Source organism: Halobacillus hunanensis, from assembly GCF_900166655.1.
Classification (GTDB): Bacteria; Bacillota; Bacilli; order Bacillales; family Halobacillaceae; genus Halobacillus_A; species Halobacillus_A hunanensis.
Map to the genome: position 1 here is coordinate 898,151 of NZ_FVZB01000006.1, position 18,460 is coordinate 916,610.

Sequence of the window (18,460 nt, forward strand, 5' to 3'; positions counted from 1 at the left end):
CCGCAGCAAAAACTCAAGTTATTGCGAAATTTTTTGCACGTACGTTTCGACTTCCTGAATTTGAGAGAAATATGAAGGGATAGTAGCTGCTGCATAGATGACAACGATCGCCACCACAATGCCCAGAAACCATTTGTAGGGGAGAACCTTTTTAAATGGCCGTTTGTCTTTAAAGATCGCGAATAAAATGAGTGGAAAGATAAGGGCGATCAGCACGATATCTGTATGCCAGTGCGTTTTCACATCACTAACAGCTGCCTGAAACAGCAGCACATCGGCCATATTGTCAGCGATCTCGACTTCTGCCACCACTTCATTGCTAAGGCCTTCCTGGACCGAAAGAGTAGAATTTTCTATTTCATAGCTGTATCCAGAAGGGTTCCAGGCAAACGAAAAGGTGAGGATGAGTAATGCAGCCATAACGAGGGCATATCCTGCCGTTACGCTAATCAGTTTTTTGTCCATTTTTGTAAAAACTCCTTATGTGTGTGCAGTATTTTATCAATTGCATGAAAATAGACAAGGCTCTTTTCTTAAAAATTTTGCTGCTCTATCCCCCTCACCGTTGGTATAAATCTTCATCACAACAGAGAGGTTGATTTCCACTTCGGGCAGTCGCTTTCCGCGGGCAACGCTTCAGCTTCCTCGGAAGCAAAAACCGCTTCCTGCGGGATCTTCAGCTGTTGCTTTTCCCGCAGGAGTCGACTGCCCTACGTTTCAATCAACCGCCATACCAGCGAATCTTCTGGGGAAAGCGAAGACGATGAGACCCTGTAGAGAGCATTATTTATGAGAGAGGAGACTGTATAAACAAGGAAGTTCGGTTAAAACCGGCAATAGAAGAAGTTCGACTAAGATCGGCACGTCCTTGTGCCAGCGTCGAACTACTCCTCGTCGTGTGGGGCATGTGCCAACATCGAACGACCTCACCACGCGCGCGGCCGTGGAAAGCGTAGTGTATTTCCGATACAGTATGTGGTGATGCTGTTTATACAAAAACACACTCCTTTAGAATTCAGCCTTGCATATAACTTTAACTATTTGTACAAATTGTGTGAATACCATCATAATTGCTTGAAATCAAGAATAATTGCACATTTGTTAAAAATAAAGATCCGCTGCATCTTGCAACGGACCTATTCTATCATTTATTCGACAAACCCTAAAAGCATTTCGCGTACAAACTTGCTGGCAGCGATCGCTGTTTGCTCAGTTTGATCGTAAGCAGGAGCTACCTCGACTAAATCAGCCCCTACTACGTGGACGTCAGATCCCGCAATCGCGTGAATTGCAGCGAGCAGCTCTTTGGAAGTAATGCCGCCAGCTTCAGCAGTCCCTGTTCCTGGAGCAAAGGCTGGATCTAGAACGTCAATATCGATCGTGACATAAACCGGACGGCCGGCAAGCTCAGGCAATACCTCCTTCAACGGCTCGAGCACTTCAAACTTCGACATGTGCATGCCGCTTTCCCGAGCATATTGGAATTCTTCCCGCATGCCGGAACGTATTCCAAATGAATAGACGTTCTCAGGCCCGATCAACTCGCACGCTTTTCGGATCGGTGTCGAATGAGAGAGAACTTCTCCCTCATACTCTTCCCTAAGGTCGGCATGGGCATCTATATGGATAATCGCCATGTTCGGCTGCGTTTTATGAAACGCTTTGAAGACCGGCCAGCTGACGAGATGCTCTCCACCGAGTCCAAGCGGAAACTTCCCTTTTTCCAAAAGTTCATCAATATAGCCTTCAATGATATCAAGGCTGCGCTCAGCATTACCGAACGGTAGCAGCATGTCTCCAGCATCGTAATAGCTGACTTCTTCAAGATGGCGATCTAAATAGGGGCTGTATTCCTCAAGACCGATCGAAGCTTCGCGGATCCGGTTTGGGCCAAATCGAGAGCCTGGACGAAAGCTAACTGTCCAATCCATCGGCATGCCGTAAATAACTACTCTAGCTTCCTCTTCCGTCGATCGGCTCATAATAAACACTTTTCCTGAGTAGGCCGGGTCGAATCGCATCGATTAGTCCTCCTCCGTCATATCTTTGACGAATTTCGGCAGCGCAAAGCAGGCCTTATGAAGTTCTTTTGTGTAATACTTTGTATCAAATGCCGTGAAACGTTCGTCCGTAACTTTCAGTGGATCGTAAATTTTACTTCCCATCGTAAATGTCCACAAACCGCTGGGATAAGTCGGGATATTCGCTGTATAAACGCGTGTAATCGGGAAAGTTTCTTTAACATCCCCATACACTTGCCGAATTAAATCTGCTTTAAACCACGGATTATCTGTTTGGGCCACGAGAATGCCATCCTCTTTCAGGGCTTTTGCAATTCCTTCATAGAATCCTTTTGTAAAAAGGTTCACGGCTGGACCTACGGGCTCGGTCGAATCAACCATAATGACGTCATACTCCCGCTCACTTTTCGCAATATGCATGAACCCGTCTGACACTTGGACGTCAACCCGAACATCATCAAGTGTACCAGCGATGCTTGGTAAGTATTTTTTTGAGTACTCGATCACTTTTCCATCGATTTCAGCAAGGGTTGCCTGTTCGACACTGTCATGCTTTAGGACTTCACGGATTACTCCGCCGTCGCCGCCGCCTACAACGAGCACTTTTTTCGGACTTGGATGGGTAAACAGCGGAACGTGTGCCATCATTTCGTGATAGACGAATTCGTCCTTTTCGGTTGTCATCACCATATCATCGAGCAGCAGCATATTCCCCCACTCTTCTGTTTCAACCATTTCCAATTCTTGAAAATCTGTTGTTTCTTTATGCAAAGTCCGATTCACTTTTGCCGTAATGCCAAAGTTTTCGGTTTGTTTTTCAGTAAACCATGTAGCCATTCAAAAGATCTCCTTTCAACACTCTTGTAACCAATCAAATTATAGATTAAACGCTGGAAAAGGCAAGCAAATGTTTAATTTACCAGTGTCTTCCCCATAATAATAGTAATCATTATTATATCTTAACAGGCAGGAGTAGGGAAGAATGCTATTATTTATTCGTCTTAGATGGAAATGGATACGCAGGTCATTGAAAGCAGCTTTCACTTGCTGCATCCTTGGCCTCATTGTGCTCGCAGCTGTGTTCATTTATGCAGTCAGTCTCGGCCCTCCTTCCCTTCACACCGAGCAGAATACAATCTACTATGGCTCTGACGGGAAAGTGATCGACGAGGACCACGGCAAACAGGAACGTTACTGGATCAGCAAAGAGGATATGCCTGAATCCATTGTTCAGGCCACGCTTGCGATCGAGGATCACCGTTTTTATGATCATTGGGGTTTTGACCTCAGACGTATTGCCTCAGCTGCACTAACCGACTTGAAAGCTATGAAAATGGTAGAAGGAGCCAGCACCATTACGCAGCAGTATGCTCGTAACCTCTACTTATCTCATGAAAAGACGTGGACGCGGAAACTTAAAGAAGCCTTTTATGCGATGCGCCTTGAAATTTTTTATGAAAAGGACGAGATCATTGAAGGGTATCTAAATACGATTTACTACGGACACGGAGCTTATGGGATTGAGGCTGCCAGCCGCTACTATTTTAATAAACATGCAGAGGAACTTACCTTAGCCGAAGCTTCGATGCTTGCTGGAATTCCTAAAGGGCCAAGCTACTATTCTCCTTTAAATAATTCAGAGAATGCAGAAGAGCGCCAGAGTGTTATTCTCTCCCGCATGGAAGATCTTGGCTACATTTCCGCTGAGAAAGAGCAAAAGGCTGTTGCCGCGTCACTCGATTATTATGATCATTCAGGGGAAGCCACGAAAACAGTGGCTCCATACTTTCAGGACAAAGTGACGGAAGAGGCTGCGAGAGTTTTGGATACCGATGTGGATGCTGTCAAAACGGGCGGATACCATATTTACACGACGTTAAACAAATCACATCAGAAAGAACTCGAACAATCCATCGATGAGACAATCGCCAATGGCTCTGAGATTCAGACAGCAAGTGTCATTATGGACAGCCAAACAGGCGCCGTCACAGCTTTGGCAGGAGGAAAAGATTACTCAAAGAGTGCCTATAACCGAGCAACCGATGCCCAGAGAATGGTCGGTTCCACCATTAAACCATTTCTCTACTATGCGGCTTTGATGCGTGATTACACTCCGCTGACGATGATTGCAAGTAAACCAACATCTTTTGAATTGAAAAATGGCAATGTCTACTCACCTAGCAATTACAATAATTACTATGCCAACCGTAAAATCACGATGGCACAAGCCTTAGCGTTATCAGACAACATCTATGCCGTGACAACGAACGTTGATATCGGACCAAAGAACTTTGTAGATACATTGCGTACGTTTGGCATTTCAGGCAAGTTACCCTCGGTGCCTTCCTTGGCCCTCGGTAGTGCCTCGATCTCACTTTACGAAATGGTCGATGGCTACATGCGGATGGTCAGTGGATCTGCAGCTGTACAAGCTCACACGATAACCAAGATTACTGATCGCCACGGTAACGTCGTGTACAAGTACAAACTGAATACAGACACCGAGAAATCAATTGACCCTAACACCGCCTTTACGGTGACGCATATGATGACAGGGATGTTCGATACAGCTCTCAATGGCTATATGAGTGTGACGGGAGCAAGTATTGCCGATCAACTGACACGTATGTATGGCGGTAAATCTGGAACGACAGATGCAGACAGCTGGATGATTGGATTCAGTCCGCAATATATCATGGGAGTGTGGTCAGGGTATGATGACAACCGTAATATTACCAAAACGGCTGAACACCAATATTCAAAACAATTATGGGCCAGCACAATGGAAACGATTCATCAGCCGCTTCCTGTCGCAGCTTTCACTCCAACTCCAGGTGTGAAAGGAGTATACATTAACCCTAAAACCGGTAAACTCTCCGGCCCAGGCTGCCCGGAAGAAAGACTCGTTTACATGGCTGAAGAAAATATTCCAACCGAAACTTGTGAACCAAACGAAAAAAGCAATGAAGAACAAATTAACGAAGAACTCCAAGACGACTCCTGGTTAGACGGCATCGTCGACTGGTTCTCCTAACACACCCATTTCCTTCCACCTCAGGTCATCCAGTTTCTGGATGACCTGAGGTGGAAGTTTTACCCATTACTCTACATTAGTTTGAATATTCAAATAATAGTAAACAAAGAAAACGACCGGTGACTAGCCGGTCGTCTTCTTTGTCCTAGTAATACATGTAAAACCCATGTTGTACTTAATATATTATTCGAACAGCTTGTTCGTCAAGATTCGTTGCCCGAAAAGCTGCTTATTTCATGTGAACATTTTGTGAACAATTTTTAAACCTTTCATGAATGAATTCCCGCAGCTGTATTTTAATCCATTATTAATCCTTTTAACTAACAGAACATGTTAGTATTCCTTAACCGTCTGGCTCCTGCTTGCCCCTTTAAAACACAAAAAAGGCGCTTTCCCTTTCTAAACAGGAAGCGCCTCCTCTATTATTCGAACCCAAGTTGATCTTTCAACTCTTGATTTGAATTCTCCCAGAGCTCTGGTTTAAAATCACGCAAGTATTCCCCTAAAATACGCTTCGATTTCTCATCCATATGTTCCAAAACGAAGCGGCCTTTTAATGATTTATCCATTTGATTCACGTGCTCAGGCATTGATTTGTAGCCGCGGCGAATTCCACGATCAACAACAAGTTCACTCCCGGACACGCCATAATAGCAAGGTTTCCCACCACGATGGTCGACCGTCACCCATGCAATCCAATACAGTTTGCCATTTGGAACTTCTGATCGCTCAGGTTGAAAGCGAACGCGCTTTTCGACCTTGCTTCGGGCGTGAAGAGCGCCCATGTCCACAAACGCCTCTTCTTCATTAGCATCAACAATTACAGGCGTCATGTTCTCCAGGCTGATAGACCCTACGCCGTATCCTCCGTGACCATCAGTGGAGTCATCTTTTATTATCGTAAATTGATTTTTCTTTTTATCATTACTTTCGCCTTCATCTTTATTTTTAAATTGATCAAATTCTTTCATTTCTAAATGACATCCTCCTTCTAGACTGCTGTTGCTTCTACTTTAACATACACATGTCCTACTTTTCACTCAACAAAAACTCCAATAATTCTCAACCGCGGAGGCAGGAATTTAGCACTTTTTGCAGAAGAAAGTATTGTGATCCAATTAACGCTTTAAAGGGAGAGAACCAATATGCCTATTATTACTGTACAAATGCTCGAAGGCCGAACCGATGATCAGAAGCAATCTTTAGTTGAAAGGGTAACCGATGCCGTGACAGATACAACGGGTGCCCGTAAAGAAGCTGTCACTGTTGTGATTGAAGAAATGTCGAAGCAAAATTATGGTGTCGCGGGAAAACGATTGGTTGATTAACTCACAAGAATTTTTCGATATTAGATGATAAGAGAAATGCCTTCTATGTTTCAAAATTCTCACAAGTGGAAGGCAGTCTTATAGAATGACAAACATATGAGAGGAAGAGATACAAAATGAACAAATTATCCTTAGAAACTGCGAAAAAATTAATTGATAGTGCTGAGAAAGAAGCCAGCAATCTAGATGTGGCTATGGTAATTTCGATCCTTGATGATGGCGGAAACTTAATCGCCGTCCATCGCATGGATGATGCATGGCTTGCCAGTGTGGACATCGCCCAGAATAAAGCTTGGACTTCTGTAGCCCTTAAGATGCCTACCTCTGACTTAGCAGATGCAACCGTGCCGAAAGCCGAGCTGTACGGACTGAATACGACCAATAACGGACGTATTGTTGTGTTTGGCGGCGGCATCCCGCTCGTTAAGGAAGGAAAAGTTGTTGGAGCAGTTGGGGTCAGCGGCAGCAAAGTAGAACATGATGTGCAAGTGGCTGAGGCGGCCGTTAAAGCTTTCGAAACTTTGTAAATTAAAAAAGACTTACTTAGGTAGAATAGCTTCCCCCTCTACTAACAAGGCTAAACTCAAACCCCTCCCGTATTGCCTTTATGGCTATACGGGAGGGGTTTGAAAAAATTAATCAATAAAAAATGAGTCGTCTACTATTCCTCTTGCTCTCCCTCGTTTATTGAAGCTGATGGAGCAAGGTCTTCATCTTCATTTCTCTGAAACCCCTTATCTAACCTTCCAGCATTTTCAATGTCACCAGAAGCTTTGTAACCAGCAATTTCAGTATTAGAAGTTGTTCCATAAAGACCCATACCGCCTAATTTTCCATTTACCTTTTCCTTATTGCGATCCTTTTTATTGTCCATATTTTCACCTCCTGATGGTAATATAACCAAAGGAAGCCTCATCTATAATGGTCACAAACATTGCCTAAATGGGGAGTGAAACTTGCTTCTTACTCATAAAATAAATAATCAAAACTGAAACTGCTTTTATTAGAAGGAGGACACTATGACCTCCTAAAGTTCCCTACTACTTCAACCGTTTCACTGACACTGACAAAAGCTTTCGGGTCAACACTAGAAATAAGGGACTTAACTATCGCTAATTCATAACGAGAAATAACCGTATATAGCACTTTACGCTCAGTATTAGAATAGCCGCCCTGCCCATTCATGACAGTAACACCGCGAATTAAATTTCCAAGCAGCTCATCTTTTACCTCCTGCCCTCGATCCGTGACTACCATCAAATTCAATTTAATATGACGGGTGTGAACACGGTCTATAACAATCCCGGTAATATAAATGGATGCCATTGTATATAGTGCAAGATCCCAAGCAAAGATAAACCCGGAAACAAACACAACAATACTATTTAAGCCAAAAATTAATCCACCTAGAGGAATATCACGTTTTTGGGTGAGCACAAGTCCAATAACATCAAATCCTCCGGTTGATCCATAAAATCTTATAATAAAACCGATAGATATACCGGCAATAACTCCTCCAAACACCGCGGATAATAGAGCATCATCAGTAACCTTCATTACAGGGATATACTGCATAGCTATAGAAGTGGTAAAAACAGAAAATATACTATTCCATATAAATTCCTTACCTACCTTCATCCATCCAATGATTAAAATAGGGATATTTAAAATAACAAGCCAAATACCAGCGTTTATGGGAGAAAGCAGCCCAAAAACCATGGCAAGACCTGTTACGCCGCCTGTTAATACTTCATGGGGGAGTAGAAACATATTAAAAGCAAAACCTAAAGCAATAGAAAATACAAACAGTACAGAATATTTATATAAATGATTCATTAACTTTAACCTCCAATCCGGATATAGCTGGAACACTTAATGAATTCTAGTGGCCATAAAAATAAAAGTCAATCATGTTTTCATAGGGCCAAAGTCTCTTTTATAACTAGTGCGGTGTTCCTTTCCGGAGAGGTTCTTAAGATTCTTTAAACTGTCTATTACTCAAGAAAAAACTCCCTAAGTAATTCATACAAATAATGCCAAATTCCTTAGTAGTTAAATATCCAGTTTCTTTCCTACTGGAACAAGATATAAAGCTGAAAGATCATCTTCTCCCGGCAGCACACTGCTGTTTAAATACTTGTCAACAAATCCTCCAATGGGAACAATAGCTTTATTTAGATTGCCAGCAACCAGCTGGATATTTTGCACCATATGTCCCGCTTCCATTAAGCAAAAACGATAGCCTCGCTCCCCATATTGATCTACGGCAAAGGTTACATCAGCTGCTACAATGACGCAGAAATTATAATCAATGCTCTCCTGCACCAACGCATCGTTAACGTCGTTATTTCCGTTAACAAAAGTTAATGCATGTTCATTGGCGTGATACTTGTAAAGGCCTGGCTGCAAATGGGCAACCTCTTTAACGGCTATAAATAGTTCATTGCTATAAAGCTGTCCGGCAGACGGATAAGCCCTCCTGCCCGTTTCATCCTCGAGAGCCCCAACAGACCACTTTAAAAAAGTCCCAAGAATGTCCTTATCTAATCCTTTATCGCGACCGATGGACTTCGAAGATTCTCTAGATTGAATGCTTCCACCCAACTCCCCAGGCACCCTGCTGTAGCGCAGCAGAATAAAATCTTCAAGTTTTACATCCTTCTCTACATGTTTAGAGGAAGGATTAGATACAGGTGGCCAGCCTGACTCTTTATGATACCTTTTGAAATAACTGTCCATAACCTGATCACTCCTATCTTTATTTAACTTCTAACAAGCGGCTACATTTCTTAAAGCATTTTCCTGATTATGCGCATTTGACCCCTATGATTAATTTCATCCTCAAACACGTGAAACCAGATAAAATAATGATTCGAATTGTGATTGTCCCATAACCTTTCTTCATACAGCCATTCATCATCTCGTTTTTGAAATTCTTCTAATGTCCGGTTTCGAACTTCATCCAATTTCTGTATATAAAACTCAAGAGAGTTCCCTTTAATTTCCTGCCTACCTTGTTCACCGAGCTCATATGCCGCTCCCCATTCAGCAGCTTCTTCTTCGTTTGGGCGTCTGTTTTCAAAGATTTCAATCTGAAAACCCACTTCAACAGCAGCAATATGTAATAATAAGGCACCTATAGAGTTCCCATCTTCACTCGGTAAAAAATCAAGTTCCTTGGTGCTTAACCCCTTCACAGCCTGTAAAGTTGTGTATCTTGCGTAATTCATCATAGATATAAGATGTCCTATTTTGGGTGTGTAACCTTGCGTACTATCTACCTTAAATTCCATCGCAATCCCCTTTCTTTCTCCCATTGGATACCAGAACTACATGTTCAACTGAACCACAGCCTCCTAGCCTCTTCATCCGACAGCTTCAAACGCTTCATAAAAAACAAATGAAGCGGTTCTCCTTTTTCCCATTCCTGATAAAAGCTGATTAACTCCTCTAAGTTTCCCTCACAATACTCCTCAACAAGAGTTTTTACCGTTTCCGCACTACGCCAATAATCGTAAAAATCACCGGCATAATCGAGACTCTCTCCCTTCCGGTACCCTGCCTTTCCAAATTGGTCTAACGTGTACCCTCCATAATCTCCTTTATAGGCCTCGATCAGAAGATTTTCCACTTCTGTAATCTCCTTAAATTTTTCCTCAGACAACATCAGTTTTCGCGGAATATATTCACACATTCCTTCCTCGAACCACATATTTTCTTCGTCACCCTCAAAGTCATCATGAAAAAAATCGGCATGATGAGTGAGTTCATGTGCCGCAATCATGGCAACGTCAACTTGCTCAAGCGATGAATAATACTCAACTGCTTTTGTAACATCTTGCCCTTTAGTTGATGACAAGAAGATACCCTTCCATACCTCAGTTAATGGACTCAGGTGGATCAAATCCCTCGAAGTATAAGCAGGCAGCGGGATTTCTGAGTAGAGTTCAGTTGCTGACTTGAGGTCGTGGAAGACAATTCCTCTTGGATAGTCAAAAGTAGTCAGTTTTTCTAAATCGTGAGCAAAATCGTTCAATGATTCGATTATTTTTCTGCCACTTTCCTCGATTTCTTTAACGTATGACGTATCTGTGACCGATACAGCGTATTTCATAACACTTCCTCCAAACCATTAATAGCATTCCAAATTAAAATTCTATTAAAATTACTGAAAACTCCTCCTCCTCTTCATTAAGCGCCTACACCAATGTAGAATGTTTTCAGCGATTTCTTTAACCATTTTCCTCTAAGGTAACGTGACTACCCGATTGGTCAGGTTTCCTTCCAATCGATTCAAATAGTACATATCCCAAGACAACTCCGACAATTGTAAGTAATACAGTACCACCTGAATCAGATAACATAATGGTTCTAGATAACGGCAAACACCCGCCAATTTTTGTGAAATAATAAAATATAGGAATGACAAAGATATAGAGAGCAGGGAGGCCAATAGCAGCGAATTTGATTACATCAAAATGTAATACTCCCCTTCTCTTCAGCCGGCTAATCATCTGTGGAAGTCCAAACAACATTCCCATAATAAGCGGATAAATCAGTGAGAAAATCATTAATGGGAACATGTTATAAGTGGTTTCGGCTTTTTCTATTAAGTGATTCATATAAAATAACCCACCCATTAACACAGATCCCATCACCCCTGAATATAAAAGGCAGGCCATAAATTTCTTCATCATACTCTCCCCTCTCTTTTCACTTTGCTAATCATTCCCCGCTTATGTTCCGAAAGTCCAGGAACAAAAAAGTCATCATATCCGGAACTCTTTTCCTGAAAAATGAATAATGATGTTCAGCACCTTCTACTACTTCAAAACTTGTATTCTCTATTTTCCTGCCAAGCAATTCATAGATCGATTGATTTGATTCGAAAAACTTTCGATTAATCCATTCATCATTGGTTTCGCTAGTTCCACAATCAAGATAAAACTGTTCAATCCCTGATAGGCTAGATTGCTTAATTAACTGTTCTATTTCCTCTTGATTCCTCCAAAAAGCTGAAGATAAAACAGCAACTTTGGAAAAGATTTCAGGGTAACGACAGGCAGCATAAGTGGAAATCAGCCCGCCTAACGATACACCTGCCATCGCAGTATTATATTCAATCGTCCGGTAGCTGCGATCTATCAAAGGTTTGAGCTCGCTGACAATAAACTCTATGTATGCTCCCCCTTTACCTCCAAACTCACTATTCTGCCCGGTGATCATTTGGCTGAATTCACCGCCCGTCCACGGACAATATTCATTCACTCTATCTTCTTTAATCGGATTGCCATCAATAGCTACGACAATCACATCAAGCTCACATTTATCCAGAAAATCTCTCAGGCCAAGGGAGGCTCCCCCAACAGCGTCGTGATCCTCAAACACATTTTGGCCATCGTGCATATACAAAACAGGATACTGCCTTTTCGCCTCATGATACCCCATTGGTAAATAGACTCTAACAACTCGTTCTTGACTAAAAGGAGGAATATATACAGTGAATTTTTCTAACATTTGATCACCCTTTGCTCTTCTTTTTCATCCAAACTTTGAGTTTTTTTGTGACTATGCGATAATATACGGAAAATATTTTGCACGATCTGTAAAGGAGTTTCGTTATGACATCCAATTGGGCCCATTTGAAGACATGGGGTTTCTGGCAGGACGCCATGCTTGTCATCGTGGTCATCTTTGCCATTTTCGCCTTGAAAGGGATCCTGAATAATATACTCATTCGCACCATCAAACATAACACCCGAATTCAGCACGCCTTTACTTCTTTTATCAATTGGGCAGCCTACAATGGAATCTTTCTTTTTCTATTGATCTATTTTTCAAAAACAAAGTGGCTGTTTCAAGCCTTTTTCACCATAGGCGAGGTTAAGATTTCGGTATTTTTGATCGTAATTGCTTACCTGATTATTTCATTGGCTAACCGCCTTTCAAAGACATTAAATCATTTCTTACTGCCGACGGTTTATGAGCGTTACCATCTTGATCGTGGAGTTCGATTTACGTTGGAGCGAATCTTCCACTATATCATTATGGTTATTGCCGTCATTATCAGTTTGACTACTGTAGGAATCGACTTGAGCGCCCTGATAGCATGAAATTGAAATACCATTTCCTCAACAGGATCTGCACCTTAGAAGCATCGCCAAGGACGCTTTGGATTGGAAAAAAGAATAATTCACTTAAAGGACCTCCAATAGTGATTTATTCTATTGGAGGTTTCTTTTAAAAAACTGTTTTTCCCATTTAAATGGGAAAAACCCTATCATGGCAAGCATTTCCACACTCATTTACAAAAAATTTATACTTCTTATATCTCCTTTTTTCTCTTTATATCTCCTTATATCTAAACCCTTGGTCTGTATAGGGGTTTGGGATGATTTTGCCCTCTAACCAAAATTCAGATTTTCTCAAATCGTCTGTATTTTTAACTATACCCTAGCAATTTGTAATGACACCCCTACTTAGTGTGTGCCATCCCCATTCATAAGAAATAATGCCGTTTTTTACCTATAAAACTGGTTTGATTATCTGCGTGCAGACCACTATTATAAAAACATTGACAACGACAGAGTAGCGCTTACGCAAACGGTTACAATGTCGTCTGCCTTATTTGTTTAAAAAATCAAAGGAGGACATGGTCATAATCACATTCCAGTATGAAACAGGTGAGCTCGTATGACTAATGAAACCGCAACAGTTACACGGACTGATCAACAATTAACCTTTGAGAAACCAACCGTTGAAGACGGTTCCGCTATGTGGGAACTCGTCAACAACTCAACCCTCGATCAAAATTCACCCTACAAGTACATTATGATGTGTGAATACTTTGCAGAAACCTGCGTCGTTGCAAAAGAAAACGACAAATTAGTCGGATTCGTCACTGCTTTTATCCCGCCTGAACAAAGTGATGTTGTATTTGTCTGGCAAATTGGGATTGATTCTTCCCAGCGTGGTAAAGGCGTAGCTTCCAAAATTTTAAATGAACTGGTTGATCGCGAAGTTTGCAATGAGGTTCGTTACCTTGAAGCTACTGTTACACCATCAAATGAAGCTTCACAATCCCTTTTTAAAAAATTAGCACGTGACCACAAAACGACGTGTACGATTACAGAGTGCTTCCCTGAGGATTTATTTCCAGGAGAGGGACATGAAGAAGAGTTAACATTTCGAATTGGACCATTTTCTAAACCGAAAACATCTGATAACGATAAATAATTTAGATTCTATCAAGGAGGATTGCAATTTATGAAAAACGATCTAACTGTATTTGAAGAACTAGAATCAGAGGTAAGATCTTATTGCCGCAGCTTCCCTACCATTTTCACCAAAGCTAAAGGGTACAAGATGTGGGACGTTGACAACAAGGAATATTTAGACTTCTTCAGCGGGGCCGGGGCTTTGAACTATGGCCATAACGACCCGAATATGAAAGAAAAACTTATTGAATACATTACCCATGACGGGATTACTCATAGCTTGGATATGGCTTCGGATGCAAAGGCCGATTTCTTAAACAAGCTGAATGACGTCATTCTGAAACCGCGCGACCTCGATTATAAGGTCATGTTCCCTGGACCAACGGGTACGAACACTGTAGAAAGTGCTCTTAAATTAGCACGTAAAGTGACAAAACGTACGGAAGTGGTCAGCTTTACGAATGGTTTCCACGGCATGACGATTGGTGCACTTTCTGTAACGGGAAATTCATTCAAGCGTAAAGGGGCAGGCATTCCGCTTCACAATGCCATCACGATGCCTTATGACAACTATATTGATGAAAACCTTGATACACTAGACTACTTTGAGCGCTATCTAGAAGATGGCGGCAGTGGAGTAGAAATTCCAGCTGCTGTTATCCTTGAAACAGTACAAGGCGAAGGTGGTCTGAATACAGCGCGTTTTGAATGGTTGAAGAAACTCGATGCGATTTGTAAACGATTCGAAATCTTCCTGATTATCGATGACGTGCAAGCAGGTGTCGGACGTACAGGTACTTTCTTCAGCTTTGAACCAGCTGGTATCAAACCTGATGTCGTCTGTTTATCTAAATCTATTGGCGGCTATGGCTTGCCATTTGCGATCACATTGATTAAGCCTGAACACGATATTTGGGGACCAGGTGAGCACAACGGAACATTCCGTGGTAACAATATGGCTTTCGTAACGGCTACTGAAGCCCTTCGCTACTGGGAAGACCCAAGCTTTGAAGAAGGCATTAAAGAAAGAGGCGAGAAAATCACTGCATTCCTGGATGGCTTAATTGAGAAATATCCAGAGATGAAAGGGTATCGTAAAGGCCGTGGCATTATGCAGGGGATTTCTTCAGGTGTAGAAGGTTTCTCTGAGAAAGTCGCCGAGCTGGCATTCCAACAAGGTTTAATCATGGAAACAGCTGGCGCAGATGATGAAGTATTCAAGCTCTTCCCGCCGATCAACATTGACATGGAAGCTCTTGAACAAGGTTTTGAGAAGATTGAAGCAGCCGTTGAAGCTGTTGCAAAAGAAAAAGAATTAGTTACATCATAATTAACTAACGATTCACTATACTATACAACACTATTGGAGGCCGAAATTATGAAAGTCGTAAAACTAGAAGACGTACTTGGAACAGAAAAAGAAATCAAAGGTGAAAACTGGACGTCCCGCCGTTTGTTATTTAAAAAAGATGGCATGGGGTACTCCGTGAATGATACCGTGATCAAAGCTGGCACGGAAACACATATCTGGTACCAGAATCACTTAGAAGCCGTTTATTGCATCGAAGGTGAAGGAGAAGTGGAAACACTCAAAGACGGTAAGGTCTGGCCTATTAAAAAGAATGAAATCTATGCACTAGATGAAAATGATGAGCACCTACTGCGTGCCTATGAAGGATCAGATATGCGTATGGTTTGCGTATTCAACCCACCGCTTACTGGCCGTGAAATTCATGATGAAAATGGAGTTTACCCAGTTGACGATTCAGACGAGTAAGTCATAAAGAAATCCTCCCTGCTCGAGCAGGGAGGATTTTTTAAATTTTAATTATGAAGGGAAACCAAGGATAGCTTTCTTCTCAAGATACTCTTCAATTCCAAAGTCGCCCCACTCTCTTCCTATACCAGACTGCTTATAACCTCCAAACGGAGCCGAGAAGTCTTTACCTTTATCGTTAATCGTAATCCTTCCTGCACGAATGCTGGTGGATACTTTACGAAGCAGTTCTGGATCTTTACCAACTACATATCCTGCAAGGCCATAGACCGTGTCGTTGGCAATTTCAATTGCTTCATCCAATGTTTCATAGGTAATAATCGACATCACCGGACCAAAGATCTCTTCCCGGGCAATGACCATATCATTATTCACATCTGAAAATACAGTCGGTTTTACGAAATAACCCTTATCAAGACCCTCTGGCTTACCAGTTCCGCCGGTGATTAAAGTGGCACCTTCTTCAATGCCTTTTTCAATATAGGATTGAACACGATCCCATTGCTTTTTGGATACGAGCGGACCCACAACCGATTCTTTCCGTGGATCTCCAACTGGAAACTCCGGAAGTACTCGTTTAACTTCCTCCTCAAAGGAACTTTTTATCGACGCAGGCACAATGATACGCGTAGCTGCTGAGCAAACCTGGCCTGTATTCATGGAAATATGGGTTACAGCTGACTTGGCTGCTTGCTCAAGATCGGCATCTTCAAGGACTATGAGCGGCGATTTGCCTCCTAATTCTAGCGCAACGTTCTTAATCGTCTTCGCAGCATTTTCCATTATTTTTTGCCCGACGCCAACCGATCCCGTAAAGGAAACAAAATCAATATCAGGGTGTGAGCTAATCCCGTCCCCAATGACGTCGCCTGCACCATTAACCAAATTAAAGACACCTTTCGGAACACCTACTTCGTCAAAAATCTCCGCTAAGATCATCGCGGCAAAAGGTGTCAGTTCAGATGGCTTTAAGACCACTGGACTGCCTGCAGCGAATGCGCTGGCAATTTTTGTGGACGTTTGGTTTGTAGGGAAATTCCACGGTGTGATCAAACCGCTGACCCCTACTGTTTCTTTGACTAATGTATGGTTGCCGCGCTGCTCCATAAATGAGAAATCCTTCAGTGATTCAGCAGCCTGGGAAAAGTGAGAATAGCCCATTTTATAATGAACCTTTTCAGAAATAGATAAAGGAGCACCAAGCTCATCTGTCATGACTTCAATCAGGTCATCTTTACGTCTTTCATACTCAGCTGCAATCTTTTCAAGCATCTCAATTCGCTCTTCCTTTGGAGTTTGTGAAAAAGCAGGAAGTGCGTCCCTTGCCGCTTGAACGGCTTTATCTAAATCTTCCTTCGTCCCAAAACTGATTTTCCCGATCACTTCCTCTGTCGCCGGGTTAATCACGTCTTCCGTTTCAGAACCAGTTGAATCTATCCATTCTCCATTAATGTAATGCTTCAAGTAGTTACGCATCTCCACCGTCTCCTTTTATAAAAAGATTGTGATCATTACAAGCAAATCATCAGAATTATATTCAGTTTTAGAGACTATATAACCTTAATCCTTCCATTTCAAACAAAAATCAGCTGACTCTCTTAAGTAAACCATTACCCTCCCTTTCGTCTTCTTTTCATAATCTTAAATGAATTTAAACTTATCTTAATAATACTTTACAGGAGGTTTATTAACTTTTCCAGACCCGGACCTTATACTTTAGATCATAAGTTATTCATCAGGGGGTAGGGAATGGAACAAAAAATGGTCCGTCTTAAGTTTTTAATCTATATGTGAATGCCAGCTTTTCGAAAGAACAAATTGTTTCATTTCCTTCACCAAAAGAGTCACCTAATCACAAAGCCATAACTTGAAAGGTAGGTTATTATGCTACAAAACATTGGAATACCAGGTCTAATCATCATTCTCGTGATTGCACTAATTATTTTTGGTCCATCAAAATTACCAGAAATGGGACGTGCATTCGGGACTACCCTAAAAGAATTCAAAAAATCCACTCAGGATCTAATGTCCGATGATAAGCAAAGTCAGGAAAACCAAAACAATTCCAGCGAGCAAAAAGAAAAACAATCAGCTAACTAATCAAACAATGGAAGGTGTAAGCTAATCACTTCTGCTTACATCTTCTTTTATCTTAAGGAGGTATGATGATGGCAGCACAAGAAATGAATCTTGTCGGTCATTTAAGCGAACTTCGTAAGCGGCTTATTATCATCCTGGGTTCATTCATCCTGTTTTTTATAGCAGCATTCGTTTATGTTAAAGAGATTTATAATTGGCTGAGTCAAGATATCGAAATAAAGCTGGCTGTTCTCGGGCCAAGTGAAATTCTGTGGGTATATTTAATGCTCGCGAGCGTTGTAGCTATTACTTGTACCATTCCGATCGTTGCTCATCAAATCTGGCTTTTTGTACGCCCAGCCCTTACATCTAAGGAACAAAAAGTAACACTGGCCTATATTCCTTCATTATTTATCCTGTTCCTAATTGGCATTTCATTCGGCTATTTTGTTATTTTTCCTATTGTCTTTGACTTCTTACTTTCCCTGTCAGAAGGCATGTTTTTCACCTTTTTCACAACTGAGAAGTACTTCCGATTTCTATTACATATGACCTTGCCCTTCGGCTTTCTGTTTGAACTTCCTGTCATCATCATGTTCCTGACAAGTCTCGGGGTTCTCAATCCATACAGACTTAAGAAAGTGAGAAAGTATGCCTATTTTGTTCTCGTTTTGATTGCAGTCCTAATCACGCCACCTGACCTCCTATCTGATATACTCGTCGTTATTCCGATGCTGTTCTTATATGAATGCAGTGTGCTGCTTTCTAAGGTGGTGTACAGACGTAAACAAAAATTGGCAGTTGCAGCTTAACCTTATTATTAGGAGAAAGCCACAAGAGGGCGAGCTACCTCTTGTGGCTATTTACTAATATATTGAGCATTTCCAAACCGTTTCTTTAAGATATTTTTTCACGTTTCACTTCACACAGGAACAAGTGTTCTGTTATAATATATTTAGAGAAGGAAGGATCAGTAAATTAGAGACCTCCCCTAAACTATCTAA

General features: G+C 41.7%; 21 protein-coding genes. 9 read left to right on the plus strand and 12 right to left on the minus strand.

The genetic code is table 11. From position 1 onward, the window contains the following. Positions 1-18 precede the first annotated feature (18 nt). The 3 genes from B5354_RS10030 to speE form a co-directional block, all read right to left on the minus strand. Positions 19-465 (minus strand): hypothetical protein, encoded by a 447-nt coding sequence (locus tag B5354_RS10030; RefSeq protein ID WP_079528341.1) that lies wholly within the window; start codon positions 463-465, stop codon positions 19-21. A 683-nt stretch (positions 466-1,148) separates the two neighbouring features. Beyond that, entirely contained in the window at positions 1,149-2,021 is an 873-nt protein-coding gene (speB, locus tag B5354_RS10035; protein ID WP_079528343.1) for an agmatinase, read from the minus strand. Positions 2,022-2,024: 3 nt separating this feature from the next. Further along, entirely contained in the window at positions 2,025-2,858 is an 834-nt protein-coding gene (gene speE, locus B5354_RS10040; RefSeq protein ID WP_079528345.1) for a polyamine aminopropyltransferase, read from the minus strand. Between the two features lie 145 nt (positions 2,859-3,003). Here speE and B5354_RS10045 point away from each other — a divergent pair, with 145 nt between their 5' ends. Further along, complete coding sequence (locus tag B5354_RS10045; RefSeq protein ID WP_079528347.1) at positions 3,004-5,055, plus strand: transglycosylase domain-containing protein; 2,052 nt, start codon at positions 3,004-3,006, stop codon at positions 5,053-5,055. A 422-nt stretch (positions 5,056-5,477) separates the two neighbouring features. On the opposite strand, the gene B5354_RS10050 is transcribed toward B5354_RS10045, so the two are convergent. Then, the gene (locus tag B5354_RS10050) at positions 5,478-6,026 is read right to left on the minus strand and encodes a YwhD family protein (RefSeq protein ID WP_079528349.1); all 549 of its coding nucleotides are present in this window, start codon (positions 6,024-6,026) and stop codon (positions 5,478-5,480) included. A gap of 174 nt (positions 6,027-6,200) precedes the next feature. Between B5354_RS10050 and B5354_RS10055 the strand changes: the two genes are divergently transcribed. Next, positions 6,201-6,383 carry a 2-hydroxymuconate tautomerase gene (locus B5354_RS10055; protein ID WP_079528351.1) on the plus strand — a complete coding sequence of 61 codons (183 nt, stop codon included), beginning with the start codon at positions 6,201-6,203 and terminating at the stop codon, positions 6,381-6,383. A gap of 116 nt (positions 6,384-6,499) precedes the next feature. Further along, positions 6,500-6,910, plus strand: coding sequence for a GlcG/HbpS family heme-binding protein (locus tag B5354_RS10060; protein ID WP_079528353.1), 411 nt, complete (start codon positions 6,500-6,502; stop codon positions 6,908-6,910). Between the two features lie 134 nt (positions 6,911-7,044). On the opposite strand, the gene B5354_RS10065 is transcribed toward B5354_RS10060, so the two are convergent. The 7 genes from B5354_RS10065 to B5354_RS10095 all read right to left on the minus strand — a co-directional run bounded on the left by B5354_RS10065 (position 7,045) and on the right by B5354_RS10095 (position 11,900). Further along, on the minus strand, positions 7,045-7,257 hold the full coding sequence (locus tag B5354_RS10065; RefSeq protein ID WP_079528355.1) for a hypothetical protein: 213 nt from the start codon (positions 7,255-7,257) through the stop codon (positions 7,045-7,047). A gap of 143 nt (positions 7,258-7,400) precedes the next feature. Next, positions 7,401-8,219 carry a YitT family protein gene (locus tag B5354_RS10070; RefSeq protein ID WP_079528357.1) on the minus strand — a complete coding sequence of 273 codons (819 nt, stop codon included), beginning with the start codon at positions 8,217-8,219 and terminating at the stop codon, positions 7,401-7,403. 216 nt (positions 8,220-8,435) lie between these two features. After that, positions 8,436-9,122: a SagB/ThcOx family dehydrogenase gene (locus B5354_RS10075; RefSeq protein WP_079528359.1), complete on the minus strand. Its 687-nt coding sequence runs from the start codon at positions 9,120-9,122 to the stop codon at positions 8,436-8,438. A gap of 50 nt (positions 9,123-9,172) precedes the next feature. Further along, positions 9,173-9,676, minus strand: coding sequence for a DinB family protein (locus B5354_RS10080; RefSeq protein WP_079528361.1), 504 nt, complete (start codon positions 9,674-9,676; stop codon positions 9,173-9,175). 44 nt (positions 9,677-9,720) lie between these two features. After that, complete coding sequence (locus tag B5354_RS10085) at positions 9,721-10,497, minus strand: hypothetical protein (protein WP_079528363.1); 777 nt, start codon at positions 10,495-10,497, stop codon at positions 9,721-9,723. 118 nt (positions 10,498-10,615) lie between these two features. Next, the gene (locus tag B5354_RS10090) at positions 10,616-11,077 is read right to left on the minus strand and encodes a hypothetical protein (RefSeq protein WP_079528365.1); all 462 of its coding nucleotides are present in this window, start codon (positions 11,075-11,077) and stop codon (positions 10,616-10,618) included. 31 nt (positions 11,078-11,108) lie between these two features. Beyond that, positions 11,109-11,900 carry an alpha/beta hydrolase gene (locus tag B5354_RS10095; protein ID WP_079528367.1) on the minus strand — a complete coding sequence of 264 codons (792 nt, stop codon included), beginning with the start codon at positions 11,898-11,900 and terminating at the stop codon, positions 11,109-11,111. Positions 11,901-12,004: 104 nt separating this feature from the next. On the opposite strand from B5354_RS10095, the gene B5354_RS10100 reads away from it, so the two are divergent. The 4 genes from B5354_RS10100 to B5354_RS10115 all read left to right on the plus strand — a co-directional run bounded on the left by B5354_RS10100 (position 12,005) and on the right by B5354_RS10115 (position 15,377). Continuing rightward, positions 12,005-12,496 carry a hypothetical protein gene (locus B5354_RS10100; protein WP_079528368.1) on the plus strand — a complete coding sequence of 164 codons (492 nt, stop codon included), beginning with the start codon at positions 12,005-12,007 and terminating at the stop codon, positions 12,494-12,496. Positions 12,497-13,076: 580 nt separating this feature from the next. Next, the gene (gene ectA / locus B5354_RS10105) at positions 13,077-13,619 is read left to right on the plus strand and encodes a diaminobutyrate acetyltransferase (RefSeq protein WP_079528370.1); all 543 of its coding nucleotides are present in this window, start codon (positions 13,077-13,079) and stop codon (positions 13,617-13,619) included. Between the two features lie 30 nt (positions 13,620-13,649). Continuing rightward, positions 13,650-14,930 (plus strand): diaminobutyrate--2-oxoglutarate transaminase, encoded by a 1,281-nt coding sequence (gene ectB, locus B5354_RS10110; RefSeq protein WP_079528372.1) that lies wholly within the window; start codon positions 13,650-13,652, stop codon positions 14,928-14,930. Between the two features lie 48 nt (positions 14,931-14,978). Further along, positions 14,979-15,377: an ectoine synthase gene (locus tag B5354_RS10115; RefSeq protein WP_079528374.1), complete on the plus strand. Its 399-nt coding sequence runs from the start codon at positions 14,979-14,981 to the stop codon at positions 15,375-15,377. A 51-nt stretch (positions 15,378-15,428) separates the two neighbouring features. Here the strand turns inward: B5354_RS10115 and B5354_RS10120 are convergent, their stop codons facing one another. Beyond that, on the minus strand, positions 15,429-16,853 hold the full coding sequence (locus B5354_RS10120; protein ID WP_079528376.1) for an aldehyde dehydrogenase family protein: 1,425 nt from the start codon (positions 16,851-16,853) through the stop codon (positions 15,429-15,431). Between the two features lie 408 nt (positions 16,854-17,261). Here B5354_RS10120 and tatA point away from each other — a divergent pair, with 408 nt between their 5' ends. After that, entirely contained in the window at positions 17,262-17,477 is a 216-nt protein-coding gene (tatA, locus tag B5354_RS10125; protein ID WP_079528379.1) for a twin-arginine translocase TatA/TatE family subunit, read from the plus strand. A gap of 68 nt (positions 17,478-17,545) precedes the next feature. Beyond that, complete coding sequence (gene tatC, locus B5354_RS10130) at positions 17,546-18,268, plus strand: twin-arginine translocase subunit TatC (protein WP_079528381.1); 723 nt, start codon at positions 17,546-17,548, stop codon at positions 18,266-18,268. Positions 18,269-18,460 lie beyond the last annotated feature (192 nt).